Annotated in this window: 22 protein-coding genes and 2 pseudogenes; 11 read left to right on the top strand and 13 right to left on the bottom strand. The window is 72.1% G+C overall.

Annotated elements, in window-relative coordinates; all coding sequences use genetic code 11:
• The coding region (locus tag E4N62_RS25925; RefSeq protein WP_230218481.1) for a ricin-type beta-trefoil lectin domain protein at positions 1-298 on the top strand (298 nt) is incomplete at its 5' end.
• Here the strand turns inward: E4N62_RS25925 and E4N62_RS25920 are convergent.
• From E4N62_RS25920 to E4N62_RS25910, 3 genes are all read right to left on the bottom strand, one after another.
• Positions 261-1,763, bottom strand: coding sequence for an aldehyde dehydrogenase family protein (locus E4N62_RS25920; protein WP_230218480.1), 1,503 nt, complete (start codon positions 1,761-1,763; stop codon positions 261-263). The genes E4N62_RS25925 and E4N62_RS25920 overlap by 38 nt on opposite strands.
• Before the next feature lie 141 nt (positions 1,764-1,904).
• Positions 1,905-1,988: a hypothetical protein gene (locus E4N62_RS25915; protein WP_230218497.1), complete on the bottom strand. Its 84-nt coding sequence runs from the start codon at positions 1,986-1,988 to the stop codon at positions 1,905-1,907.
• Positions 1,989-2,193: 205 nt separating this feature from the next.
• Entirely contained in the window at positions 2,194-2,388 is a 195-nt protein-coding gene (locus E4N62_RS25910) for a hypothetical protein (RefSeq protein WP_230218475.1), read from the bottom strand.
• A gap of 133 nt (positions 2,389-2,521) precedes the next feature.
• On the opposite strand from E4N62_RS25910, the pseudogene E4N62_RS25905 reads away from it, so the two are divergent.
• Positions 2,522-2,803: pseudogene (locus E4N62_RS25905) on the top strand (aldehyde dehydrogenase family protein); the annotation flags it as partial.
• On the opposite strand, the gene E4N62_RS25900 reads toward E4N62_RS25905, so the two are convergent.
• Positions 2,791-3,747 (bottom strand): AraC family transcriptional regulator, encoded by a 957-nt coding sequence (locus E4N62_RS25900; RefSeq protein WP_230218473.1) that lies wholly within the window; start codon positions 3,745-3,747, stop codon positions 2,791-2,793. The pseudogene E4N62_RS25905 and the gene E4N62_RS25900 overlap by 13 nt on opposite strands.
• Positions 3,748-3,850: 103 nt before the next feature.
• Here E4N62_RS25900 and E4N62_RS25895 point away from each other — a divergent pair, with 103 nt between their 5' ends.
• Positions 3,851-4,717 carry an SDR family oxidoreductase gene (locus E4N62_RS25895; RefSeq protein ID WP_230218465.1) on the top strand — a complete coding sequence of 289 codons (867 nt, stop codon included), beginning with the start codon at positions 3,851-3,853 and terminating at the stop codon, positions 4,715-4,717.
• Between the two features lie 145 nt (positions 4,718-4,862).
• Positions 4,863-5,624, top strand: a complete 762-nt coding sequence (locus E4N62_RS25890; RefSeq protein WP_230218463.1) for a nuclear transport factor 2 family protein — start codon at positions 4,863-4,865, stop codon at positions 5,622-5,624.
• Positions 5,625-6,545: 921 nt separating this feature from the next.
• Here E4N62_RS25890 and E4N62_RS25885 read toward each other — a convergent pair.
• From E4N62_RS25885 to E4N62_RS25875, 3 genes and pseudogenes are all read right to left on the bottom strand, one after another.
• A complete protein-coding gene (locus tag E4N62_RS25885) occupies positions 6,546-7,073 on the bottom strand; it encodes an SMI1/KNR4 family protein (RefSeq protein ID WP_230218455.1) in 528 nt (175 codons plus the stop codon).
• Positions 7,074-7,114: 41 nt separating this feature from the next.
• On the bottom strand, positions 7,115-7,648 hold the full coding sequence (locus E4N62_RS25880) for an AAA family ATPase (protein WP_230218495.1): 534 nt from the start codon (positions 7,646-7,648) through the stop codon (positions 7,115-7,117).
• 363 nt (positions 7,649-8,011) lie between these two features.
• Positions 8,012-9,401: pseudogene (locus tag E4N62_RS25875) on the bottom strand (M1 family metallopeptidase).
• A 116-nt stretch (positions 9,402-9,517) separates the two neighbouring features.
• Here E4N62_RS25875 and E4N62_RS25870 point away from each other — a divergent pair.
• Both E4N62_RS25870 and E4N62_RS25865 read left to right on the top strand, forming a co-directional pair.
• Entirely contained in the window at positions 9,518-10,522 is a 1,005-nt protein-coding gene (locus E4N62_RS25870; RefSeq protein ID WP_230218452.1) for a hypothetical protein, read from the top strand.
• A 105-nt stretch (positions 10,523-10,627) separates the two neighbouring features.
• Positions 10,628-12,184 (top strand): TIGR03086 family metal-binding protein, encoded by a 1,557-nt coding sequence (locus E4N62_RS25865; RefSeq protein WP_230218436.1) that lies wholly within the window; start codon positions 10,628-10,630, stop codon positions 12,182-12,184.
• On the opposite strand, the gene E4N62_RS25860 is transcribed toward E4N62_RS25865, so the two are convergent.
• Entirely contained in the window at positions 12,181-13,080 is a 900-nt protein-coding gene (locus E4N62_RS25860; protein ID WP_230218493.1) for an aminoglycoside phosphotransferase family protein, read from the bottom strand. The genes E4N62_RS25865 and E4N62_RS25860 overlap by 4 nt on opposite strands.
• A 92-nt stretch (positions 13,081-13,172) precedes the next feature.
• On the opposite strand from E4N62_RS25860, the gene E4N62_RS25855 reads away from it, so the two are divergent.
• The 3 genes from E4N62_RS25855 to E4N62_RS25845 all read left to right on the top strand — a co-directional run bounded on the left by E4N62_RS25855 (position 13,173) and on the right by E4N62_RS25845 (position 15,357).
• Complete coding sequence (locus E4N62_RS25855) at positions 13,173-13,925, top strand: GntR family transcriptional regulator (RefSeq protein WP_230218434.1); 753 nt, start codon at positions 13,173-13,175, stop codon at positions 13,923-13,925.
• Between the two features lie 35 nt (positions 13,926-13,960).
• Positions 13,961-15,127 carry an FAD-binding oxidoreductase gene (locus E4N62_RS25850; RefSeq protein ID WP_230218431.1) on the top strand — a complete coding sequence of 389 codons (1,167 nt, stop codon included), beginning with the start codon at positions 13,961-13,963 and terminating at the stop codon, positions 15,125-15,127.
• Positions 15,128-15,207: 80 nt separating this feature from the next.
• Entirely contained in the window at positions 15,208-15,357 is a 150-nt protein-coding gene (locus E4N62_RS25845) for a hypothetical protein (RefSeq protein ID WP_230218428.1), read from the top strand.
• Between the two features lie 25 nt (positions 15,358-15,382).
• Here E4N62_RS25845 and E4N62_RS25840 read toward each other — a convergent pair whose 3' ends face one another.
• The 4 genes from E4N62_RS25840 to E4N62_RS25825 form a co-directional block, all read right to left on the bottom strand.
• Complete coding sequence (locus tag E4N62_RS25840; protein WP_230218426.1) at positions 15,383-16,012, bottom strand: bifunctional 2-polyprenyl-6-hydroxyphenol methylase/3-demethylubiquinol 3-O-methyltransferase UbiG; 630 nt, start codon at positions 16,010-16,012, stop codon at positions 15,383-15,385.
• Positions 16,009-16,326 (bottom strand): hypothetical protein, encoded by a 318-nt coding sequence (locus E4N62_RS25835; RefSeq protein ID WP_308185621.1) that lies wholly within the window; start codon positions 16,324-16,326, stop codon positions 16,009-16,011. Before E4N62_RS25835 ends, E4N62_RS25840 begins: the two co-directional genes overlap by 4 nt.
• A gap of 249 nt (positions 16,327-16,575) precedes the next feature.
• The gene (locus E4N62_RS25830; RefSeq protein WP_230218424.1) at positions 16,576-17,949 is read right to left on the bottom strand and encodes a tryptophanase; all 1,374 of its coding nucleotides are present in this window, start codon (positions 17,947-17,949) and stop codon (positions 16,576-16,578) included.
• A 48-nt stretch (positions 17,950-17,997) separates the two neighbouring features.
• Positions 17,998-18,990 carry a tryptophan dimethylallyltransferase family protein gene (locus E4N62_RS25825; RefSeq protein ID WP_230218422.1) on the bottom strand — a complete coding sequence of 331 codons (993 nt, stop codon included), beginning with the start codon at positions 18,988-18,990 and terminating at the stop codon, positions 17,998-18,000.
• Between the two features lie 424 nt (positions 18,991-19,414).
• Between E4N62_RS25825 and E4N62_RS25820 the strand changes: the two genes are divergently transcribed.
• Positions 19,415-22,300, top strand: coding sequence for a hypothetical protein (locus tag E4N62_RS25820; RefSeq protein WP_230218419.1), 2,886 nt, complete (start codon positions 19,415-19,417; stop codon positions 22,298-22,300).
• Positions 22,301-22,427: 127 nt separating this feature from the next.
• Here E4N62_RS25820 and E4N62_RS25815 read toward each other — a convergent pair whose 3' ends face one another.
• Positions 22,428-22,862, bottom strand: a complete 435-nt coding sequence (locus E4N62_RS25815; protein WP_230218417.1) for a hypothetical protein — start codon at positions 22,860-22,862, stop codon at positions 22,428-22,430.
• A 268-nt stretch (positions 22,863-23,130) separates the two neighbouring features.
• On the opposite strand from E4N62_RS25815, the gene E4N62_RS25810 reads away from it, so the two are divergent.
• Positions 23,131-23,874 carry a DUF4232 domain-containing protein gene (locus E4N62_RS25810; RefSeq protein WP_230218415.1) on the top strand — a complete coding sequence of 248 codons (744 nt, stop codon included), beginning with the start codon at positions 23,131-23,133 and terminating at the stop codon, positions 23,872-23,874.

Below are 23,874 nucleotides of genomic sequence, written 5' to 3'. Positions count from 1 at the left end.
GCCGAGCCCGTGGTCGCGCCCGGCCGACGGCAGTGTCAGCAACGACCTGTTCGGTCTCTGTCTCGACGTGACCGGTACGGCGACGGCGGACGGTTCCAAGATCCAGCTGTGGAACTGCACCGGCGCGTCCGACCAGGAGTGGTCGCTGTCCAGCGGAGGCCGGCGGGCGAACGGCGTCTCGTTTCGGTGCGCGGGTACGTCCCGCGACCGGCCGGGCGCCGCGTCGTGCTGCGGATCGGTCCGCCGGAACTTCCGGTCGGTCAGAACGGGAAGTCTCGGGGCTCGCCGCGCAGTGTGATCCAGCGGAGTTCGGTGAAGTCCTCGGCCGCGAACCCCGTGCCGAAGCGGCCCCAGCCGCTCTCCTTCACGCCGCCGAAAGGCATGTTCGGTTCGTCGTTGACCGGTTGGTCGTTGACATGCACTATCCCCGCCTGGAGGCGGCGGGCGATGTCCAGTCCGCGATGGACGTCGCCGGTCAGCACACTCGCGGTCAGCCCGTAGCGGGAGGCGTTCGCGCGCTCCACCGCGTGGTCGGCGTCGTCGACCGTCTCCAGGGTCACGACCGGGCCGAAGGTCTCGTCGAAGGCGAGTTCGGCGTCCTCGGGGACGTCGGTCAGGACGGTGGGCGGGTAGCACGGCGGTTCGGCCGCTCCCCCGGTCAGCAGGCGGGCGCCCATCGAGACAGCCTCCTCGACACGACGGTCCAGGAGGGACAGCGCCCATTTGTTGATCACCGGTCCGACCACGGTGCGCGGGTCGTGCGGGTCACCGACGTGCAGCGCGGCCGCCCTCTCGGTGAAGCGGCGCGTGAACTCCTCCGCGATCGGTCGCTCCACGTAGATCCGGCGGGCACACATGCACACCTGCCCCTGGTGCACGAACGCGCCGTAGATCGCGGCGTCGACCGCGTAGGACAGGTCGGCGTCGGCGAGGACGAGCAGCGGGTTCTGGCCGCTGAGCTGGAGGACGACGCGCTTGAGATGGCGGCCGGCCGTCTCGGCGAGACGGCGGCCGGTGGGCGTGGAGCCGGTGAAGTTGACGCGGCGCACCGAGGGGTGGGACAGGAGCGAGTCCGCTATGGCACCGGCGTCGCCGGGGGCATGGGTGATCACGTTGAGGACGCCCGGCGGGAGCCCGGCCTCCGCGAAGATCTCCGCCCAGAGGGTGCCGCCGGTGAGGGGAGACTCCTCGGACGGCTTGAGGACGACCGTGTTGCCGAGGGCGATCGGGGCGACGACGCTGCGACCGGACAGCACCAGCGAGGCGTTCCACGGGGCGATGGCGGCGACGACTCCGACCGGCCCGCGGACGGCGAGCGCCCGGGTCCCCGGGGTGTCCGAGGGCAGCACCTGTCCGACGGCGGTGTAGGGAAGTCCGGCGGCCTGGCGGAGCAGCGAGACGCTGAAGTCCACCTGCACCGTCGCGTAGTGGCGGCCGCACCCCGTCTCCCTCGTGAGCAGGCCGATGACCTCCTCGCGACGGCGGTCGAGGACCTCGGCCGCGCTCAGCAGGACCCGCTGTCGCTCGGCCGGCAGCGCCTCGGCCCACCCGGCGAAGGCCGCTTGGGCGGCGTCCACCGCCCGGCGGGCGTCCTGCGCGTCACCCGCGGCGACCGTCGCCATGACGGCTCCGGTCCACGGGTCGTGATCGGGGTAGGTCCCTCCGCCCAGCGAGTCGGTCCACGCGCCGCCGATGTGGTGGCGCACCGTGACCGGGCGAGCGGGCCGGCCCGCGTCCGTCGCCGTGGGGTCGGGAACGTTCACCTGGCCAAGTCTCCCTCTTCGACGACCGGGGAGGGCCCCCTGCCGCGGCAGATGGTAACCGACGAGTAGCGGCTGGAGAGCGAACCAGTCGATCAGCACGCTCCCCGGCCCACACCACTCCCCCCACCAGTGCGCGTGCCGTCACCCGTCGCGGACGGCGGCGAGGACACCGCCGTCGACGAGGATGTCGACGCCGTTCAGGAAACTCGCCTCGTCGGAGATCATGAACGCGACGACGGCCGCGACCTCCTCCGAGCGGCCGGTGCGGCGGAGGGGGTGTTACGTCCATGAGCCGCCGCATCGCTGCCTGCGGGGCCGCCTCCTGTCGGCCCTGCGGGGTGTCGATGATGCCCGGTGCCGGCGAGCAGACGCGTGCCCCGACCGGTCCGAGCCGCACCGCTTCCCTGCACGCGACGCGGGCCACGCCGTACTACGCCCACGGGTGGGTCGGCGTGGACTGCTCGATGTCCTTGCCGACCGCCTCCCGGCTCCACCCGCACGAGCCGGGGGACATGGAGGAGAAGTAGACGTGGGCGGTGCCCTCGGTGGCGAGCGGCCGCAGCGCTTCGGTCAGCAGAGCGGTACCGATCAGGTCGACCTCGAAGACACGTCGCCGGTCGGCCATGCTGGACGAGATGCCGGCCGCGTGGGCGACGGCCCGCAGCGTACGGGTGTGATCATCCGGTCTGTCGGAGCGTGTTCCGATAGTTCAAACGCTCGGCGCTACGATGCGACATGACCTCCCGGACACCGCCGTCGCCGACGACGCGGACGCCGTGGCGGTCGCCAACGACACCGACAACGGTCTGAGCTGCGGCATCATCACCGAGAACGCCACCCACGGACTGGCCGTCGCGCGCCGGATCCGTACCGGCATCGTGCACGTGAACGACCAGTCGGTGGCGGACGAGCCGATGGCCCCCTTCGGCGGGATCAAGGCCTCCGGCTACGGCCGCTTCGGCGGCCGCTGGGGCATCGAGGCGTTCTCCAACACCCGCTGGGTGACCATCGCGACCCAGCAGGCCCACTATCCGTTCTGATCGGTCCGCCCGTCGGCGCCCCGGCCGGGCGCCGGCGACGGCTCCGATCCTGCGGCACGCCCCCGTACCCCGATGCGAAAGTCGATCGGGGTACGACCCGTGCGCTGTATGAAGAACTTGCTGAACTGGGAAGGCGTGACGAAGCCGAGGCGGTCCGAGATCTGGGCCGCGCTGTCGTCGCTGTGCGCCAGCAGGCGCTTCGCCTCCAGCACGACCCTGCGGTCGATGAACTCCTTCGCGCTGAGCCCGGCGCCCGACAGGGTCGCCCGGGCCAGCGTGCGCCCCGAGTAGCCGAGCATCTGGGCGTAGTCCTCCACCCGTCGGGTGGCGGTGAAGTGCCGTTCGACCGCGTCCCGGAAGCGCAGGTAGGTCGCGTCGGGCTCCGGAGCGGGGCCGTCGGACGGGCCGGTGAGGTGGGCCAGCCGCAGCAGGAGGACGGCGAGCAGGTGCCGCAGGGCCGCGATGTGCATGTCGAGAGGCAGACGGCCGAGGGACCGGAACTCGTGGCTCAGGTGGTCCGCGGCCATGGCCACCGCCTCGGCGTCGGCCGCGCCGGGAGTGGTGACTACCGGTGCGTACGGATCGTCGACCCTCGCGGCTGTCGCCGTGGCCGGGTCCAGCACGTCCTGCTGGAAGAGGATGAGGGTGCCCTCGGCGTGGGCGAGGTCGCCCCACTGGTGCACCTGCCCCGGTCGGACCCAGAGCCAGGAGCCCGGACGCAGGGCGTAGCCGTCGAAGTCGACGACGTGCCGGAGGGCGCCCGAGGTGAGCGTGAGCAGATGATGGAATCCGGGGCGTCGGGGCCGGGCGAGGGCGTCCTCGGAGACGCGCCGCCGTAGCTCGGCCAGCGACATGACCTCGATGCCGGCGGGTGTACCGGCGGGCGCGGCGAAGAGGATCTCCGGGATGTCGCGTGGGCAGTCGTGTCGGTTTTTGGCCATCATCAGTCGGAAGTTTATCCGGCTTCCTCCCAGCTCTCTCCGTATGTTGACAGTGCCCGCTGGGGAGGGAGGGGGGAACGGAACGTCTACGGGAAGGCATGCCCACATGTCCGGAACCACCGCCGCATCCACCCCCACGACCGTCGTCACCGGGTCCACCGGTCGGATCGGCGGCCGCGTCGCCCGACGCCTGGCGGAGCGAGGACTGCCGCAGAAACTCTTGGTCCGCAGCCCGGAGCGCGCCCCTCGGCTGACCGGGGCGGTCGCCGTGCGCGGCGAGTACGCCGGCCGGGACGCCGTGCTGGACGCCCTCGCGGGCACTCGGACGCTCTTCATGGTCTCCGCCTCCGAGAGCGCCGACCGGCTCGCCCAGCACAAGGCGTTCGTGGACGCCGCCGTCGAGGCGGGTGTACGGCACCTGGTGTACCTCTCGTTCTACGGTGCGGCGCCCGACGCCGCCTTCACCCTGGCGCGCGACCACTTCCACACCGAGCGGCACATCCGCGCGAGCGGGCTGGCGTACACCTTCCTCCGGGACAACCTCTACGCGGAGTTCGTCCCCGACCTCGTCGGCGAGGACGGCGCCATCCGCGGTCCGGCCGGCAGCGGGCGCGCCGCGTTCGTCGCCCAGGACGACATCGCCGACGCGGCCGCCGCGGTGCTGTCCCGGCCGGACGACCACGCGGGCGTGACGTACGACCTGACCGGACCCGAGTCGCTCTCGCTGGACGAGGCGGCCACCGTCCTGTCCGAGCGGCTCGGACGTGCCGTCACCTACCGGCAGGAGACCGTCGAGGAGGCCTACGCCTCCCGTGCAGCATACGGCGCTCCGGACTGGCAGCTGGACGCCTGGGTGTCCACCTACACGGCCATCGCCGCCGGCGAACTGGACGGCGTCAGTGATGCCGTGCCCCGCCTCACCGGCCGTCCCGCCACGCCCCTCGCCGACGTGGTCCGTGCCGTGGCCCGCTGACGCACACAGAGACCAGCGTGTCGCTTTTTGAACATCTTTGGTCGCCATCACTGCGGGGCAATCTCATGCCGTCGGCATAGTTTGAACACATGTCCGCCGGGCCTTCGAACCGTCCCGGCCAGGTCCCCGAGCAAGGAAGCCGGTCATGAGCAACGCGAAGAGCACCGTCCTTCAGGCCGCCACCGAACTCTTCGGGGACAAGGACCCCGCGCCCGTGGACCGCTGGGTGGCCGTGGGCTGCAAGCAGCACAGCGCGCTCGCCGCCGACGGCCCCGAAGCCCTGCGCGGGCTGGTCACCGGCCTGGGCGAGGACTTCCGCTACGCGGGCGCCCGAGGTATCGCCGACGGTGACCTCGTCGCCCTGCACGGCACCTACCACGGCTTCGGTCCGAAGCCCCTCGTCGGGTTCGACATCTTCCGGATCGACGCCGACGGCAAGCCGGCCGAGCACTGGGACGCCCTGACCCCGCTGGTCCTGGACACCGTCCCCGGCCGCTCCCAGACCGACGGCCCCACAGCGGTCACCGAGACCGACAGGACCGACGCCAACCGCGCCCTGGTGGCCGAGTTCGCCGAGAAGGTCCTCGTCGGCGCCGACTACTCGGTGCTCACCGACTACATCTCCACCGAGACCTACCACCAGCACAACACCGACGCCGCCGACGGCCTCGACGGTTTCGGGGCGGCAGCGGCCAAGTGGGCCGAGCAGGGCAAGAACCTCGTCTACAGGAAGGTCCACCGGATCGTCGCCGAGGGCGAGTTCGTCCTGACCCAGTCCGAGGGCGAGTTCGGTGTGCCCGTCGCGTACTACGACCTCTTCCGTGTCGCGGACGGCAGGATCGTCGAGCACTGGGACGTCATCGCCCCCGTGCCTGCCGAACTGCCGCACGGCAACGGCCTGTTCTGACCGGGCCGCACACCGCCCGCCTTCGAACACACGTCAGCGGCGTCAGCACACTCGAAGAAGTGTGAGTCACCCGCCGGTGGCCGACCTCGCGCGCCGACGCGCGAGACCGCCATCGGCGAACCTCGCCCCCCGCACCACCCGAAGCTTTCGATGATGCCGATCCGCGTCGGATCAGATGCCGCCACCGGGACGGAGACCCGGTCCCCCACGCTGCCCCTGGCCGCATACCGATCCACCGTCGCCCTCGACGAACCCTTCCGTCCGACGGCGGCCCCTGCCGCGGCCGCCCGGCTGGACGCCCATGTGCGCTCGGCCCTGCGCCTGCTAGGGGGTGTTTCGAAAGTCCTGTGCGGTGCCCGCGGTGTCCGGTGCGTGCTCTCGGCGTGCCGGACGAAAGCCCTCGTACTGGACGTACTTGGGGTTTCGGCCGGTGCGGCGAGAGTGCGTGCCGGGCGCCGTGGGTGCTGTGCGGGACTTTCGAAACACCCCCTAGCTGCCGACCCGGCCGTGTCCCGTTCGGGGCTGCGGGCCGATGCGCTGACGCACCTCACCGATGCGCAAACCGATACCGATACCGACGCCTGCATCGGCACTGGCACGGCCCGGCGAGTGCTGCTCGAATGCCGGCAGTGGATCGTCGACGGTCGGGACCGACCCGCCCGAGCCCCGAACCCCGCCGGCCGGGGACGCCGCGAGCACCCGGGGACGACGGCGAGCCAGAGAAGCAGGACGCCCGCGAGCCGCCTTGTCACGGAGGGTGTCATGACGCCGACCTCCCCGCCCGGGTGCCGCACCGCGCCCCGCATGCGCCCGGCCGGAGCAACGGCTCGGGTACGAACGAGCCACGACCACGTCGCCGCACGGCGCGCCCCCGACGTGCGGCTGCCCCCGCGATCGATGCGGCTTCCTCCCAGCGTCCTCTCAGCGGCAGAGGGCCATGACGATGTCGTCGAAGTCGGGGAACTCCTGGGTGGCCAACTCGATCACGGCTGCGGCCGATCGACGGCGGTCCGGAGCGAAGCGTTCGGCGACAGCCGTCAGTCCGTGATCCGGAGTCGGGGTCCAGTCCGGTTCGTACGATGTGGCCGCCTCCCAGGGGCCGACCCCGTCCGCCAGCAGCCACAGGAAGTCGCCCAGGTCACGTGCCACGACTCCGGTCTCCCCCTCAGAGCCGAGGAAGACGACGGGTTGGTCCGCCAGGGGCCGACCCGGCCGGATCAGCCAGAACGCCGCGCACCCGCCCGAGCCGTCCTGGCCGAAGACGCGGAAGGCATCGCCGTCCAGTTGGTCGTTTCCCGTCCATGCCCGCAACCAGTCGGCGGTCTCCTCGGCGGACAGGAACGCCTCGAAAGGTTCGAAGTCAACCCCGTCGCCGCCCGCGTAATCGAACGGAGCGGCCATGGCGGCGGCGAGCGCGGCGGGAAAACCGCGGTCATCGGTGTGCGTCACTCGCACAGGTTAGCGACCAGGCTGCCGCGACCGGGTCCCGGTCAGCGGTCCGCCGGGTGCAGGTGGGCCAGGCCCGTGTCGGTCATGATGCGGTCGACGCTCTGCCCCAGGGCGCTGTCGGCGCCGATGACCGTCTCGATCCCGCCGGGCAACAGGTCCCGGGGCCGGTACCACTCCCGCAACCGGGCCTCCTCGACGACCTCGGCGATCGGTTTGGTGGCGTGCCGGGCGAGGGTCTCGTCGAACGGGACGTCCAGGTAGTAGTTGTGGGTCGGCCCCCGATGGTCGGCCCGGAGGCGGGCGAGCATGTCGCCGTAACGGTCGGCGTACAGGATGCCTTCGACGACGACATGGAAGCCCGCGTCGAGGGCGTAACGTGCCGTCAGGTCGATCAGGCCGATGTTCGCCGCGCCCGGCCGGTCGTGTTCGCGGAGAACCGTGCGGCGGAGGTTGTCCTGGCCGACCAGCGCCAGGCCACGACCGAACCGCTCCCGCAGGCCCTCCGCCACGGACGACTTCCCCGAGGCGCTGTTGCCGCGCAGCACGACGAGCCGGGATTCCTCAGTGCCCACCATCACGACGATCAGGCTACCGACGGCCGACTCGGTGGAGGCGATTCCCCGCGCCGCTCTGTCAACTGCCATCCGGAGGAATCGCCACCGCGCCCGGTGAGTTGACGCCATGTCCGGCGTCCGCGTGGTCCGTCACACGGCACTACCCGTCACCGTCGTCACGGTCGTGCCGATACCGGGAGCCGTGAGCCCTTCGGCCAGCAGTGCGGCCACGCCGTCCGCCAGGCGAAGCAGCCGGTGACGTCGGCTTCGGGGACGGGTGGGACGAGGGGGCGGGAGCCGGTGCCGAGGACCAGGTGGTCGTAGTCGATGACGCGGCCGGTGGCCGTGGTGACGTGGCGCGGGCTCCCGCTGTGTGAGGCATCGTCACCGGATGCGGTGGCTCTCCCAGAACGGGCCCAGGTCCTCGTCCGTCGCCTCCTGGGCCGCCTTCTTGAACGCGGCCGTGGTGGAGACGCCGTACCAGTGGTCCTCGGCGTACCGCTTGAGGAGCCGGGCCATGGTGTCGGCGCCGAGCGTGCGTTCCAGGTCTGCCAGGGCGCAGGATCCGGCGAAGTAGATGAGGTGGTACTCACCACGGTGCTCGGACCAGTACGCGATGGAGTCGGTCAGCGCGGCGGTGTCGCTCGGCCAGGAGACCTCCGACCAGCAGTCGCGGGTCTCCCACCCGTAGAAGCGGGCGTTGGCGTATTGGGCGAAGCTCTCGTCCAGCCACGGTGAGGTGTACTCGTCGTTGCCGACGATGCCGTACCACCACTGGTGCGCCACCTCGTGGACGACGGCGCCGCCCTCCTCGGTGGTGCCGACCAGGACCAGGCCCGGGTACTCCATGCCGCCGCCGAAACCGCTGGTCATCACAACCGTACGAGTAGCGGCCGAGCTCCCCTCCGAAGCGGTCGATCGCGGCGACGGCGTCCACGCGGTTGAGGCGTACTCCCTCGGCCGGGGTGTCGCTCGCCCAGTACGACTTCACGCGCACGCCCCCGGGCGTGGTCTCCGTCGCCGTGCGGAACGGGCCCGCCGCCCACGCGAAGTCCCGCACCCGGTGCGCGACGCTCAGCGTGACCGTACGGCCGCTGCCGCCGGGGAGGGCCCGGGTGCGGCCGGTCGCGGGCACCTTCAGGGCCGTGGGGTGGTCGAGCCGGACCCGGAAGTCGCTCGCCAGGGCGTAGAAGCTCTCGCCGAGTGCCACGTACGGGTCGCGGTGCCACCCCCGCGCGTCGCGTACGGCGAGCACCGGGAGGGCGTTGCCGAGGAAGCGGTGTGCGCCGTCGCGGCCGAAGCGGGCGTTGCGGTCGGGCACGGTGAGGGAGACGTCGAAGGCCACCGAGGTGCGCTCCCCGTGCCCGAGGGGCCTGGGGAGGGCGATGTGCAGGGCCGTGCACCGGACGGTGGGCCGGCCCGGCGTGCCGCCGACGACGTTCGACACGGTGACGGGCGGCGGCGTTCCGGGCGTCCCGCACTGGTCCTCGCCGTTGCCCCACAGGCGGAGGTACACCTCCCGCAGCGGCTGGCGGGCGGTGTTCCGGAACGACACCCGCTGCCGCCCCCTCCAGTGACTGCCGTCGTTGTCGGAGCGCAGGGACACGTCGTAGCGGGCGCGGTCCGGCGTCGCGGCCACGCTCGCCCGCGCCCCGGCCGCCGCGTCGGCGTCCGCCGCACCGGGACCGACCGCGAGGAGTTGCACCAGCAGGACGAGCAGGACACCCAGCAGACGGCGACCGGACGTGTCCGACCATGTGATCGACGGCGACATGGCATCGGGATCCTGCAACAACTCGGCCTGGGAGAAGCCGACTTGAAGCCCATTTCTGCGGGGCGTGTCAGTGCCGGATGCTTCCATGACTCCAGGATCCGGAAGAGGAGAAAGTCATGACACGTACGACGCCGCCGCGCCCCTTGGATGTGGCCACGCTCTTTCCCGACTTGGCCACCCTGTCCCGGAACGTCACTCGGCTGCATCCGCGTGCGGGTTCGCCGACGATCGAGGACAGTTCGGTGGGCGGTCCGTTGCTGTGGCCTCGGGAGGAGCCGTGGCCGACGTGCACACGGTCGCACGAGGTGTACGAGGTGGTGGAGCTGGAGGCGGTCCGCGGCGCCCATCACGTCACGGTCACCTGGTCGTCCCGTCCTGAGGACGTGCCCCGCACGCCCGAGGAGCAAGCGATCTTCGACCGGAACAAACCGAAGAAGGTCGACGGTCCCCATACGGATCCGGTGCCCCTGCTGCCGATCGCCCAGCTCTACGCGCGGGACGTCCCCGGTCTGGACGGCCCCGACGGGGCGGATCTGCTCCAGATCCTGTGGTGCCCGTTCATGGATCACGACGACGACATTCCGGGCGTCCATGTGCGCTGGCGCCGCGCCGACCAGGTCACCGCGGTTCTGTCGCCCCCGCCGGAACCGGCCGTGATCGAAATGGAGGACTACTGGCCCGCGCCTTGTGTCCTGCATCCGGAAGAGGTGACCGAGTATCCGGCATTCGCCCAGCTCCCCGCTGACGTACGCGCACGGGTGCGCGCCTGGCAGGAGGAAACCGGGCACGACTACACCGAGTTCGCGGTGGCTCCAGGATGGAAGACGGGCGGCTGGGGGGCAGTCCACTCGGACGAGCACGACGGTGGCAGTCCGGAACGCTGCGGGTGCGGGGCGGTGGCCGAACCCCTGCTCACCGTAGGTCTCAGCGAGTGGAACGGGCACAACAGAGGCGGCTGGCGTCCGATCGAGGACGCCGATGCCGATGACCGGCCGTGCTATCCGCCGGTGGGCGATCCGACCACGATCGACCTCAGTGACGAGCAACTGCAGATCTACCGTTGCCCGGAATCCCCCGAACACCCGCCTGTGACAGCTCGGGTGTATCAGACCCTGGGTTAGCCGGGCCCGCCCGGCGGGGTGCTTGACTCTCCCACGGAGGGAGAGTCAAGAGTGGAGCGCATGCACAGGGACGACGCCTCGCGGCCCACGTGGAGCATCGGGGCCGTGGCACGGCAGGTCGGTCTGCCCGTGAAAGTGGTGCGGCACTGGTCGGACGTGGGCGTCGTGACACCGGTCGGCCGGACCGGCGGCGGCTACCGCCGCTATGACGCCGCCGGCGTGGCCAGGCTGCACCTGGCCCGCACACTGCGGGACTTGGGGATGGGGCTCGGGGACATCCGGGCCGCCCTGGACCGGGAGGGCGGGCTCACGGAGGTGGCCGCCGCACACGTCGAGGCACTGGAGGCGCAGATCCGCCGTCTGCGGACCCACCAGGCCGTCCTGCGCACCGTCACCCGACGTACGACCCACGAAGGACTCGCTCTGATGACGCGCACCGCCCACCTGTCCCCCGACGAACGCCGCGCGCTGGTCCACGACTTCCTCACCGACACCCTCGGCGATCTCGAGGTGCCGCACTTCCGCGAGGGTCTCCTCGCGGCCGGTTCCGACATTCCGGAGGATCCCACCGACGAGCAGGTGGAAGCCTGGCTCGAACTGGGCGAACTCATCGCCGACGGGGACCTGCGTCCCGCCGTGCGGCGCATGGCCGAGTACGCCGCCCGTCAGAAGCGGGGAGTGCGGGACGCCTCCGTCGCGGAGGAGATGGGCGCCCTCACCGACACCTGGACCGAGCACGTCCGCGAGGCGATGCGGGCCGGCACCGCGGCGGACTCGCCGGCCGCGGACCAGGTCGTCGCCGACGTCGTCGCCGCCTGGCTGCCCAGCCGCGCGAACACCGATCCCACCGTGCACTCCGACGGCACCGCGGCCCGCGCGCTGCTGTGCGAGCAGCTCACCGCCGCGGCCGAACCGGCCGTCGAGCGTTTCTGGCAACTGCTGTGTGTCCTGGGCGGCCGACCCGCGCCCGCCGGCATCGCGGAGGAGGGCCGGTGGCTCGTCACCGCGCTGCGCGCCAACCCCGCGCCCGATGCCCGGGCCGCCGTACTCGAAGCCCTCTACACGGACGACACCGATCCTTGGCCTGGCGGTGTCCTGAACGCTTTCACGCGTGTCCAGGACACCGTGCACGCACTCGTACGGGCGGCGACACCGGAGCGGTTCGACCGGCCGACCCCCTGCGAGGCATGGACCGTGCGGGACCTGCTCGGACACCTCGTGTGGGAGAACATCATCTGGGGCGGCCTGGCCCAGGGCACGCCCCCCACCGTCGGCCACACCGAGGACCATCTCGGCGACGACCACATCGCGGCCTTCGAGACCGCCGCCGCCGGGGCCCGCGAGGCGTGCCTGCGACCGGGCGTGCTGGACCGCTCCTTCGGTCCCGCTCCCGGCCGTCGCGTGGTCGAGCAACTCCTCGTCGAACTGCTCGTCCACGGCTGGGACCTCGCGACCGCGCTCGGCCTCGACCGTGACCTGGAGCCCGACGTCGCGCGTGCCGCCCTTCCGGTCGTCCGGGAGATCTACGGCGCCCTGCCCCGCACGGCAGGCGGCTCCATCGCCCCGGTGCGGCCCGCACCCGAGCACGCCCCGGCCCTCGACCAGGTGGCCGCCTTCCTCGGCCGCCGGATCCCGGGGAGCGGCATTCCGTCGGCGGTCTAACGCAGGCCGGAGGTGACCCGGCCGAGCGCCGCCCGGCCGGCGGGGCCCCAGGTCGGCTTGCCGCCGGGAAGGCCCCGGTCTCCGTTCAGGCCCATGAGCATGAGGAACAGGCACTTCATGGCGGCGAGTCCGCGGGCGCGGCGGATCGTCGCCTCGTCGGCACGCGCGTACACGTCGAAGAACCGAGCGGCGGCGCCTTCGGGAAGGACGACCCAGGCGGCCGCGAGGTCCCATGCCGGATCGCCGGCGAACATGTCACCGAAGTCGACGACGCCCGCCAGCGTCCCGTCCGCGACGACGACGTTCGCGGGATGCAGGTCTCCGTGCACCCACAGCGGCGGACCCTCCCAGTCGGGGGCCGCGACGGCGTCGTCCCAGACGGCCCGGACCTCATCGGCCGAGCCGCCCAGAGGTACGGCGTGGAAGAAGTGGTCGAAGCCTCCGGTGGACTCGCCGGGGTGACCGCCGCGGTCCGTACTGATCGGCGCATCGGCGGGCGCCTCCACGTGAAGTGCCCTGAGGAAGTGCGCCAACTCGTCGGCCGCGTGGTCCCCACGGCTGATGGAGCTGTGGTCCAGCGGCTCGCCCGGGACCCAGGTCATGACGGTCCAGGGGTGAGGGAAGCGCGCGGACGGTTCGCCGGTGCGTACGGGTCTCGGCACCGGGAGCGGCAGGCGCGGGGCCAGGACGGGCAGCCACCGACGCTCCCCACACTGGAGATCCGGGGCACGTTGCGTGCGCGGCATGCGCACGGCCAACTCGTCCCCGAGGCGCCACATTTGGTTGTCCCAGCCGCCCGCCACCGCACGGAGGGGCAGCCCCGCGAGGTCCGGGTACTGCTCCTGGAGAAGATCGCGCACCAGCTCCGCGGTGATCTCGATCTCGACATCGGTCATGCGGAGCCACGGTACGAGATCCATCAACTCCACCAATTGACCGGTCAATTGGTAGATTGTATGGTCAATGTGTCGGGGTATGGCTGGGCACCATGTCGCCAGTCGGCGGATTCGAGGAACGGACTGGTCAGTTGGCCGCGCCGCTCTACGTTCAGATCAGACGACAGATCGAAGCGAGGATCCGGGCCGGGGAACTGCCGCCCGGCACCCGGTTGCCGACCGAGAAGGATCTCTCCGTCGAGCACGGCGTCAGTCGTGCCACGGCGCAGCGGGTTCTCAACGACCTTGCGGAGGCGGGGTTGGCGATCCGCCGACGGCGGCACGGTACGTTCGTCGCGGACGTGGCGCGGCAGATCAACCTGCTCAACTTCGTCACCCCGGCGACAGCCGCCAAGGGCACACCGGGCCGCCACGAGGTCGTCTCGGCGCGGATCGTGCGGGCCGCCGACGCGGTCCTGGCCCTCCCCGGCGCCGCAGCGGACACGGCCGTGGTGGAGCTGGTCCGCCGCAAACTGGACGTGCGCGAGGAGCCGCAGTCGGTCGAACGGCACGTGGTGCTCTTCGCGGCCGCCCCCGACCTGCTGAACGAGAACCTCGAAGACCTCGTCACCCTCCCCTATCTGCGGCGCAGGGGCGTGCCGGTCGACGCGATCCGGCTCTACCTCGACCCCGTGGTCCTCGGCGAGCGGGACGCCGCACTGCTGAACAGCGAGGTCGGGACACCGGCGTTGATGCGGCGCAGGGAATTGCGCGCCGAGGACGCGACCACCGTCGAGGTCGTCACGACCCTCGTCCGGCCCGGAACCGCCGAGTTCTTCCTGGAGCTGCCGGTCCCGGCCATGTGAGCACCAGTCGCCTCCGGAAAGGGGATGCGCGAACCATGAAGGTCATCATCATCGGTGCCGGTGTCCTGGGCGTGAGTGTCGCGAGGCAGCTCGCCGTCGCCGGCCAGGATGTTCTCCTCCTCGATCAGCGGGGAGCGGGCACGGGGACGAGCGCGACCACCTTCGCCTGGACCAACTCCAGCAGGAAGCCCGACCCGGCATACCACCGGCTGAACCTCGCGGGGATGGAGGAGCACGCCAGGCTCGCCGAGCGACTGCCCGGTGCGCCGTCCTACTTCCGCAGCGGAGCACTGCAATGGGCGGACGCCGCGAACGAGCAGCGGCTCGCCGACAACGTGGCACGGCTGCGGTCCCTCGGCTACCCCGTGCACTGGGTCACGGTCGACGAGGCCACGCGGACAGCGGGCGAACTCCGCGTCCCGGCGACCATCACCTCCATCGCGCACTTCCCCGGCGAGGGGTACGTACTGCCGGAGCTCTTCGTACGGAACCTGTTGACGGACGCGGAGCGGCACGGCGCCAGATACCTGACCGGGGAGATCGAGGCCGTCGACGACGGGCCGGACGCGGTCGCCGTCACCCTGGTCGGGGGCCAGGTCCACACAGGCGATCGCGTCGTCCTGGCGGCGGGCCGCTGGACCGGGCGGCTCGCCGCGCGGGCCGGCATCGACATCCCGATGGTGACCGACACCGGTCGTGGAGCGCAGACGGTCGGCCTCCTCGGGTACACCACGTCCCCCGTCCTCGACCTGCGCTGCGTGGTGCACAGCCCGGGTCTCAACCTCCGCCCCTCCGCCGACGGGGGCACCGTCCTGCAAGCCCTGGACCTGAACGCGGACGTCGACCCGGCAAGACCGCCGACCGTCGACGGGGACCTCGCGCGCACCCTCGCCCGGCGGTTCACCGCGCTGCTGCCCGGCCCCCGCCGGGAGCCGCGGATCGACCTGCGGGTGGGCCTGCGGTCGCTGCCGGCGGACGGCCACACCATCGCCGGCTACGCCTCAGCGCGGTCCCGCGTCTACTGCCTCGTCTCACACAGCGGCATCACCCTGGCACCGATCCTGGGGCGGCTGGTCGCGGCCGAGCTCACCACCGATCACGAGCAGAGCCTCCTCGGGTCCTTCCGGCCCGCTCGGTTCCAGGGCGTGGCCCGCTCGGAGATCGAGGTGGACCAACGGGCCGTCGGTCTGGGCGAGCAGTAGGAGCGCGTGCCGTACGGGGGCTGTCGCGTCCGGCGTCTCCCGCGGCCGACCTCGCGATCGGCGCGTACGGCGAGGACGTCGTGCCGAACGGTTACGACGACGGCGCGGCATGGGTGCTGCGGGGCGCCGTCGCCGGGCTGACGACCACGTCGGCGACGTCCTTCAACGCGACGGACTTCGGCTACCCGGTGGTGGCGGGCCGGAAGTTCGCGAGCGTCCTCGCCCGCTGAGACCCGCCGGGCACGGCCGGGCCGCTCAGGTCGTGGAGCGGGAATGCACGCTGACGGCGTAGCCGCAGCCGTCCTCGTAGGGCTCGCCGCTCCATGTGGCGTACCGCTGACGGAGGGTCAGTCCGGCCTCGCCGCACCACTGGTCGAACTCGGTGAGGGTCACCGTCGGTTCCGGCAGCGGAAGATGGGCCGCGTCCAGGCCCATGCCCGTGACCAGCAGCCCGCCGGGGCGCAGTACGGCGGCGAGCTGCCGGACGACCGTCGCCTCGGTGCCGGGGGCCAGGAGCGGGATGACGTTCCCGGCGGCGATCGTCAGGTCGTACCCCGCTTCCAGGGCCAGGGTGTCCAGACGGGCCAGGTCGCCGAGGAGCCACTCCTGCGCGGGAGCTTCCCGGCGGGCGACGGCGAGCATCGAGGGGTCGATGTCCACGCCGGTGCAGGAGTGCCCCAGTTCGGCGAGCCGGATCGCGATCCGGCCGGTGCCGCAGCCGGCGTCGAGGACCCGGGCGGCGGGCTCTGCCAGCAGCGTCGCGCAGAAATGTGCCTCGCCGTGGACGTCGTGGCCCGACGCAGCGAGCCGAGCGAAACGCCGGGCGTACTCCTCCCCGGCCTGTCCGCCGGTCAGTTCGGCCCAACGGTCGCGATCTCCGTTCATGCCAGGATCTTAGCGGTGGGGTCCCGGCCGCCCGGGGCGCGCGTGCGGGATCCCGGATCGGCCCAGCCCTGGTCGGCCACCTCGCGCAGCCGCTCGGGGAAGACGACCCCCGTCAGTTCCTCGGAGACGGTCCACGGACGCGCGGCCGCGACGGGGTCGCCGGCCCGGGCGGAACGGCCGACCAGGGGGACCGCCGCGTACAGCGTGGGCAGGGCAGCGGCGGAGGCGTCCTGCGCGTAGACGCGGTCGGCCAGGCGGCCGAAGAAACGCAGGACCGCGGAGGCGTTGCCGTCCTGAAGTTCGGACGACGTCATGTTCGGCAGAACGTCGACGACCGCCTCATCGCCGGGGACTCCACACCCGGCAACGACCGCTCCTTCGGGGACGGCGGCACCGACACCCGCACGGGAGACGCCAACGCCCTGAAGGACAGCTGCGAGCGCTGACCGTCTCCGCGCCCGGGCCGGCGCAGCGGCGGGAACCCGGCGGCTCAGGCCTTCGGGGCTGAGGGAGGGTTCCCGCCGCTTCGTCGTGCCGGTCGAGCGGCATCAGCGGGCTGCGGCTCACGGGCGCTGGGCCACCGGCGCGAGCTTCGCGCGGAACTGGCGCAGCAGGGGCGGCTGTTCGGTGATCCGGAGGCCGGGGACGAGATGCGCGTCGCGGACCGTGCGGGCCAGCGCACGGCCGATGTGGTCGAAGTGGCCGCGGGTGTAGGTGCGGCGGGGAACGGCCAGCCGCAGCAGTTCGTACGGGGCGCTGGCGAGGGGGGCGCCGGTCTCGTCCTCGGTGCCCAGGTACAGGGAGCCGAGTTCGACGGAACGGATGCCGCCCTCCAGATACAGGCGGCAGGCCAGTGCCTGTCCGGGGAACTGGTGCGGCGGGATGTGCGGCAGCAGACGGCCGGCGTTGAGGTAGAGCGCGTGCAGCCCGGGCGGCTCGACGATGTCGACGCCGGCCGACCGCACCACGTCCGCCAGATAGGCGGTGTCCTCGGCCCGGGCGCGGAGGTACTCCGGGTCAGTGACCTCGCGCAGACCCTGGGCGACCATGTCCAGGTCACGGCCCGCCAGTCCGCCGTAGGTGGGGAACCCCTCCGTCGCGATGAGCAGCAGCTCGCAGCGCCGGGCCAGCTCGCCGTCGTTCAGGCCGAGGAAGCCGCCGATATGGGCGATGCCGTCCTTCTTCGCGCTCATCGTGCAGCCGTCGGCGAGCCGGAATGCCTCTTCGGCGACCTGCCGGGGGCTGTGGTCGCGGTAGCCGGGTTCCCGCTGGGTGACCAGCCAGGCGTTCTCCGCGAACCGTGCCGCGTCCAGGATCAGGGGCACACGGTGTTCCCGGCAGAGTGCGGAGGTCAGGGTCAGGTTGGCCATGGACACCGGCTGCCCGCCGACGCCGTTGTTGGTGAGCGTCATGATCACTGCGGCGACGCGGCCGCCGTCGGGTCCGTCCAGGAGCTGCTTGAGACGGGCGGTGTCGATGTTCCCCTTGAACGGCTGGGCGCTGTCCAGGTCCTCGGCCTCGGGGCAGGGCAGGTCCCAGGCCTCTCCCCCGGCCAGGGCGACGTTGGCCCGCAGGGTGTCGAAGTGCGTGTTGCTCAGGAAGATCCTGCCGGGGCCGAGGAGCGTCGAGGCCAGGAGCCGTTCGGCCGCGCGTCCCTGGTGCACCGGCAGGATGTGCGGGTAGCCGGTGAGTTCGCGGACGGTCTCGTGGAAGCGGTGGAAGGAGCGCGAGCCCGCGTAGGACTCGTCGCCGTCCATGGCGGCGGCGAGTTGGGCGGCGGACAGGGCTCCGGTCCCCGAGTCGGTGAGCAGGTCGACGGTGACCTCGTCGGCCCGCAGGTCGAAGAGGTTGTACTGGACACGGGCGAGGGCGGCCTGACGCTGTGCGCGGGTGGTGACGGGGATCGGCTCCACGACCTTGATCCGGTACGGCTCCATGATCGGTCTTCCCTTCGGTGTGCTGTCGGACGGGTGGGCGGGCCGGGCTCAGCCGGTCGTACGCGGGACCGTGAAGCCCTGTGGGGTGGATTGCGGCGCCGTGGATCCCCGCTCGGTCGCAGGGGCCGGGGCGGGGCTCGGCGATGCGGTGCCCTGCCGTGGGGGGAGAACGCGGTAGGCCTCGGGGCAGAAGTAGGTGGTGATCCGGGGTGCCTGCCGCCCCGCCTGGACCAGGCTCAGATAGGAGATGAGGCCGACGCCCGCGGTCAGGGGACGGACGGTGAGCGCGTCGAGGGCACGGTCGAGCGGCGTGCTGCGCACCCCGTACCGGCGCAGGAACCGTACGGCACGGTCGCGTGCCACCCGGTCGTCGCGGACGTACGCCCGGACGGGGACGTGGAGGCCGTGGCCGGTCGGGTGGTGGGTGTCCGCGCCGGTGAACGAGTAGCAGGAGACGAGCGGAAGCCGGTCGAAGGGGCCCTCCCCGCCGACGAGGCGGCACAGCTCAGCGACGCGTTCCGGGCACGCCCCGGGCACCAGGCGGGCCGCGTCCGCCGCGTCGGCGGCCGTGGCGCCGGGGTGGACGACGTAGACCTTCACCCGTGGCTCGGCCCACGGGCCCACGTCCAGGGCGAAGAACATGAACGCGGCCCGCTCCGGCGAGCGGGCGGCCACATGGCGCCGTACCGGTTCGAAGGCCCGGGCGTGGCCGAGCCTCATCATGGCCTCGGTGACGGTCTCCATGGCGCGCTCGACGCCCCGGGCGCCCGGGTTCAGGTACAGCTTGACTCCGGTGGGGCCGGCCGAGCGCAGGTCGAGGGCGCACCACAGGGTCAGCGGTCCGTGGGGTTCCGGTGGGAGGAAGAGGTCGCTCAGGCGGGTCAGTTCGCCCAGGTCGATGCCCCATTGGGTGGCCAGGCGTCCCACGGCCGCCCGTGCCGTGCGGGCGTTGTCCGGCAGCGACCGGGCGGCGAAGCCGGGGTCGACGAGCACCCGCAGGACGGGGGCGCCACCGGCGGGGAACGTCAGTGAGAACTCCACCGGTGTGTGGTCGTCCGACACGAAGGAGGGAGGGCGGTGGGTCGGTCAGGGGCAGCGCGGCGGCCGGGCCCAGGAGTTCGGACAGCACCCGTTGGTGCGTGGTCCGCTGCCGCGCGCCGATGCCGGCCACCTCGCACAGCCGTCCCAGCTGATCGGCGGTGAAGTGCCCCAGCCGGTCAGGGGCGTCGCGGCGTTCGGTCCTCTCGACCGGGTCGGGTGCGGAGAGCGGGGGCGGGGTCACCGCGCCCCCGAGCGGTCGGCCGGCGCGGTGCCGTGTGTAGGCGTTCATGGGTCCTCCTGGATCGGCCGTGGTGAGTCGACGCTCCGTTTGTAGCCGCCGCGCGTTGTTCACGATCGGCGGGCTGGCGCTGAACAAACGCATGGTGAACAATCCCGAATGGCTCAGGGGGAGGTGCATTTTCGGGTGCCACGAGGAGAGCGACCGCTGGAAGCGGAGAGCGGACCACTGCGGGATTTCGCGGCGCGGTTGCGAAAACTGCGGGAGCAGTCGGGAAGTCCCACCTATCGGGACCTCGCACGACGGGCGCACTATTCGATCGCGGCGCTCTCCGGGGCCGCGTCGGGACGTCAACTGCCGTCACTGGCAGTCACCCTCGCCTACGTCCGTGCCTGTGGCGGTGACGTGCGGGAATGGGAGCTGTTCTGGCACACCACGGCCGCCGCGTGCGCCACCGGGAGCGGCACTCCCGCCTCGGCGCCCACCGGGGGCGAGGAGGCCACGGCCACCTCGCCCTATGTCGGTCTGACCCCTTTCCAACAGTCGGACGCCGACGCTTTCTTCGGCCGGGAGAATCTGACCGGAAGACTCGTCGAACATCTGAGCAGAAAGAGATTCCTCGTTCTGTTCGGCGCCTCGGGATCCGGGAAATCCTCGGTGTTGCGCGCCGGTGTGCTCCCCCAATTCCCCGGCGAACCGGCCCTGGTATTCACTCCCGGCGCGCGCCCCCTGGAGGAATGCGCGATCCAGCTGGCGGCCCGAGCCCGTCTCACTCCGGGAGCCGTCGCGGACGAACTCGCCTCGGAACCCCGCACACTGCACCGTGTCGTACGCCAGATCCTGGCCCGCTCACCGGATCCGGCCGACGAACTCCTCGTCGTCGTGGACCAGTTCGAGGAGGTGTTCACCCTCTGCCCCGACGCGGAGGAACGCGACGCGTTCGTCTCGGCTCTCCTGCATGCCGCGCACGCCGCAGACAGCCGCTGCCGCGTCGTGCTGGCCGTACGGTCGGACTTCTACACGCACTGCACCCGGTTGCCCGCCCTCGTCGACGCCCTGGCGGAGGCCCACGTCCCCGTCGGTCCGATGACGCTCGACGAGCTGCGGGCGGCGATCGTCCAGCCGGCCGCCCGCGTCCGGCTGACCGTCGAGGGCGCCCTTCTCGCGGCGCTCACCGCCGACGCCCACGGCCGGCCCGGGGCGCTCCCCCTGCTCTCGCACGCCCTTCTGGAGACCTGGCGCCGACGGCGCGGCAACACTCTCACCCTCGCGGGATTCCAGGCGGCAGGCGGTTTCGAGGGCGCCCTCGCGCAGACCGCCGAGGCGTTCCACGCGTCCCTGAACGACTCCCAGCAGACCGTCGCCCGACTGCTGTTCCTGCGTCTCATCGCCCTGGGTGAGGGCACCGAGGACACCAAGCGCCGTGTGCCGCGCCATGAGCTCGACGACAGCCACGACACCGCGCTCGTCCTCGAACAAGCCACCCGGGCACGCCTGCTGACCGTCGACCGGGACCACGTCGAGATCGCCCACGAGGCCCTGATCCGCTGCTGGCCCCGGTTCGGCGGCTGGCTGGGCGAGAACCGCGACCGGCTGCGCCTGCACCACGCGCTCACCGAGGCCACCACCGTCTGGGAGTCCCTGCACCGCGACCCGGACACCCTGTACCGGGGCCTGCGGCTGGCCGCCGCCAGGGACCTCCCGAAGGAGACGCTCACCGCCCGGGAACGCGCCTTCCTGGAGACGAGCGAGGCCGCGGAACAGGCGCAGACCCGGCACGCCCGCCACCGCGTCCGCCGACTGCGCCGCCTCGTCGCGGCCCTCGTCGTCCTGCTCCTGTGCGCCGCGGCCGCCGTCGGTCACGCGCTGCGTTCCCAGCAGACCGTCGCCGCGCAGCGCAACCACCTCCTCGCACTCCAGGCCGTCGAGAACGCGGCGGCCCTGCGTACCCGCGACCGCTCGCTCGCCGTGCAACTGGCGCTGGCGGCCTACCGGTTGGAAGCCAACCGGGCCACCCGCAACGGCCTGCTCAGCGTCGCCCCGTACACCCTGGCCCGCCATGTCCACGCCCTGGCCGCCACCCCCGACGGCCGCAGGCTCGCCACCGCGCACGACGACGGCAGTCTCCGGATGTGGGACATGGCCGACCCCCGTGACCCCCGTCTGCTGGGCACGGCCCACGGCGACCCCGAGGGCGCCCACACGCTGGCCTTCGGCCCCGGCGGGGTACTGGCCGGTATCGGCGAGGACCGCGCGATCCGGCTCTGGGACGTGGCCGACCCCGCCCGACCGCGCCTGCGGTCGACCACCCCCAGCCGCCACGACGAGTTCGTCTTCTCCCTGGCCGTGAGCCCGGACGGCCGCACGCTCGCCACCGGCAGCTACGACGACACCGTCCGGCTGTGGGACGTCCGCGCCCTCGACCGCCCACGCCTCCTGGGAGAACTGACCGGCCACGCGCTCAACGTCAAACCGGTCGCCTTCAGCCCCGACGGCTCCACCCTGGCCTCCGGTTCCGACGACCGCACCGTCCGTCTGTGGGACGTCACCGACCCGCGCCACGCCGCCACGATCGCCGTGCTCCGCGACCACGACGACTTCGTCGTCGGACTCGCCTTCAGCCGGGACGGCCGTACGCTCGTCTCCGGCAGCGACGACCGCACGGCGCGCCTCTGGGACGTCGCCGATCCGCGCGCGCACCGCAGGCTCGGCCGGCTCCACGCCCACACCGGCATGATCGGCCATGTGGAGTTCACCCGGGACGGCCGTGAGGTGATCACCGCCGGACAGGACGGCACCGTACGCCTGTGGAAGGCGTCCGACCGCTCACGTCCCGGCGAACGAGCCCTGCTGACCGGTCTCTCGGGCGGTCTCGCGGTCGTCCTGCCCCTGGCGGCGTCCGACACCGTGGCCACCCTCAGCAACGACCACACGATCGAGATCTGGAACACCGACGTCTCCTGGGTACGGGCCCACGCCTGCACCCACGTCGACGCCCCGCTCACTCCCGCCCAGTGGACCCGCCACTTCCCGGGCCTCGACCACCGTCCGCCCTGCCCCGGCCGCGACTGAACCGGCCCCGGAACGGGGTTCCCGGCGTCCTTCGGCGGGCGGACAGCGGCACCAGGCCGTACGTCGGCGTCGTCGCTGAGACCTCCGTGCCGTCGCGCGCCCCTGGATCGCTTCCGATGCGCTCCGGCTATGCCGGCTGTTCCGGCAGTTCCGGCTGGGTCACCGTCAGTGCCCAGCGGATCGTCTCGGACGACGCGTCGACCCCGATGGCGAAGGAGCCCTTCCGGACCACGCCGGGGTCCATGGTCACCGATCCGACGCCGGCGGTTCCCGCCGGGCAGTCGACCGTGAACGCGGCGACCTCCGTCTCCCGCGATCTCATCGTCACCCGCACCTCACCGCCGCCCTCGCACGCCACCGTGAGGACGGTCGGCAGCCTCTCCCAGGCGCCCCCCGACGCCACCCCACCGTCGCCGACCTGTTCCTCCACCCACACCAGGCCCTCCGGGCCGGGGTGGGGCAGCAGGGGTTCTCCGGCCGCGGCGGCGGACCCCACGCCGGATCCCGCCAGCGCACAGACCGTCAGCGCCGTCACCGCCAGGGCTGCCCTCGTTCGGTTCACGTCCACTCCCTCACTCGCCTGTCATGGACGCCACAGTCTGCCCAAGTGATCGTCGCGGGGCCTGAGTACACGTACTCAGAAACGGTCAGGCCGGTCAGGTCGGCCGAAATCCGCCGTGCCGCCGATCGCATGGGCGTTGTCGATCCTCCGGCTCGGTCACAGTGTCACAGTGCTGTCCGCAGACGGTTCCCTCTCGGTGCGAGCGGGTGGAGGAAGCGCTCCCATGAGGCACGATCACCCGGACGCTCACACTCTCGGGGGGTTTCTCATGATTCACACGGTTCGTTCGCGCCGTCTCACCGCCGTATTCGCCGCCTGCTCGCTCGGCATCGTGGCACTGACCGCGTGCGGGGGCGACACGGACAAGAACAAGGACAAGGCCTCGCCGAGAACGTCGGCGAGCCCGTCCAGAGCGGGTTCGGACACCGACGCCGAGGCGTCCACGACGGCCGAACCGGGTGGCGAGGGCGGCGACTCCGCCGACGGTGGCAGCACCCCGCCGCCGTCGAAGTCCGGCTCCGGGAAGTCGGGGAGCGGCAAGTCCGGGACCGGGAAGTCCGGATCCGGCACGTCCGGGTCCGGAGGGTCGGGGACGGAGGACGACCAGGACGGCGGCGTGGGCATGTGCGAGACGACCGACCTGCGCTACAACGTCACCGTAGCGTCCAAGGAGGCGAGCCACGCCTTGCTGACCGCGACCAACAACAGCGGCGACCCCTGCCTACTGGCGGCGAACGACCTGGTCATCACGATCCCGGGGCTCGACGGGGCGGCGGAGCACCGCGGCCCGACCGTCGACGACTGGCTCCTGAACCCCGGCGACATCGCCTACGCCGGAATCCTGTTCGCGGGCCTCGGCACCGAGGGCGGCAAGACCGCCCACCAGGTGGAGGTCGCGCTCACTGCCGCCGAGAGCCCGGCGACGGTGACGATCGCCGACGGCCCTGTCACCGTGAACGACGGCACGGTCACCAGCTTCCTCGGAACGGCCGAGGACGCGCTGAGTTACTGA

This window comes from Streptomyces sp. MNU76 (genome assembly GCF_020982545.1).
Taxonomy (GTDB): domain Bacteria; phylum Actinomycetota; class Actinomycetes; order Streptomycetales; family Streptomycetaceae; genus Streptomyces.
This window is presented reverse-complemented; position numbering and strand designations above follow the sequence as displayed.

Coding starts and splice junctions, on each gene's coding strand:
- E4N62_RS25910 (WP_230218475.1), bottom strand. CDS start 2,388: ATGGCCGACCGGCGACGTGTCTTCGAGGTCGACCTGATCGGTACCGCT.
- E4N62_RS25850 (WP_230218431.1), top strand. CDS start 13,961: ATGAAGGTCATCATCATCGGTGCCGGTGTCCTGGGCGTGAGTGTCGCG.
- E4N62_RS25860 (WP_230218493.1), bottom strand. CDS start 13,080: ATGACCGATGTCGAGATCGAGATCACCGCGGAGCTGGTGCGCGATCTT.
- E4N62_RS25900 (WP_230218473.1), bottom strand. CDS start 3,747: ATGATGGCCAAAAACCGACACGACTGCCCACGCGACATCCCGGAGATC.
- E4N62_RS25810 (WP_230218415.1), top strand. CDS start 23,131: ATGATTCACACGGTTCGTTCGCGCCGTCTCACCGCCGTATTCGCCGCC.
- E4N62_RS25830 (WP_230218424.1), bottom strand. CDS start 17,949: ATGGAGCCGTACCGGATCAAGGTCGTGGAGCCGATCCCCGTCACCACC.
- E4N62_RS25870 (WP_230218452.1), top strand. CDS start 9,518: ATGACACGTACGACGCCGCCGCGCCCCTTGGATGTGGCCACGCTCTTT.
- E4N62_RS25890 (WP_230218463.1), top strand. CDS start 4,863: ATGAGCAACGCGAAGAGCACCGTCCTTCAGGCCGCCACCGAACTCTTC.
- E4N62_RS25880 (WP_230218495.1), bottom strand. CDS start 7,648: ATGGTGGGCACTGAGGAATCCCGGCTCGTCGTGCTGCGCGGCAACAGC.
- E4N62_RS25835 (WP_308185621.1), bottom strand. CDS start 16,326: ATGACGTCGTCCGAACTTCAGGACGGCAACGCCTCCGCGGTCCTGCGT.
- E4N62_RS25855 (WP_230218434.1), top strand. CDS start 13,173: ATGTCGCCAGTCGGCGGATTCGAGGAACGGACTGGTCAGTTGGCCGCG.
- E4N62_RS25895 (WP_230218465.1), top strand. CDS start 3,851: ATGTCCGGAACCACCGCCGCATCCACCCCCACGACCGTCGTCACCGGG.
- E4N62_RS25840 (WP_230218426.1), bottom strand. CDS start 16,012: ATGAACGGAGATCGCGACCGTTGGGCCGAACTGACCGGCGGACAGGCC.
- E4N62_RS25915 (WP_230218497.1), bottom strand. CDS start 1,988: ATGATCTCCGACGAGGCGAGTTTCCTGAACGGCGTCGACATCCTCGTC.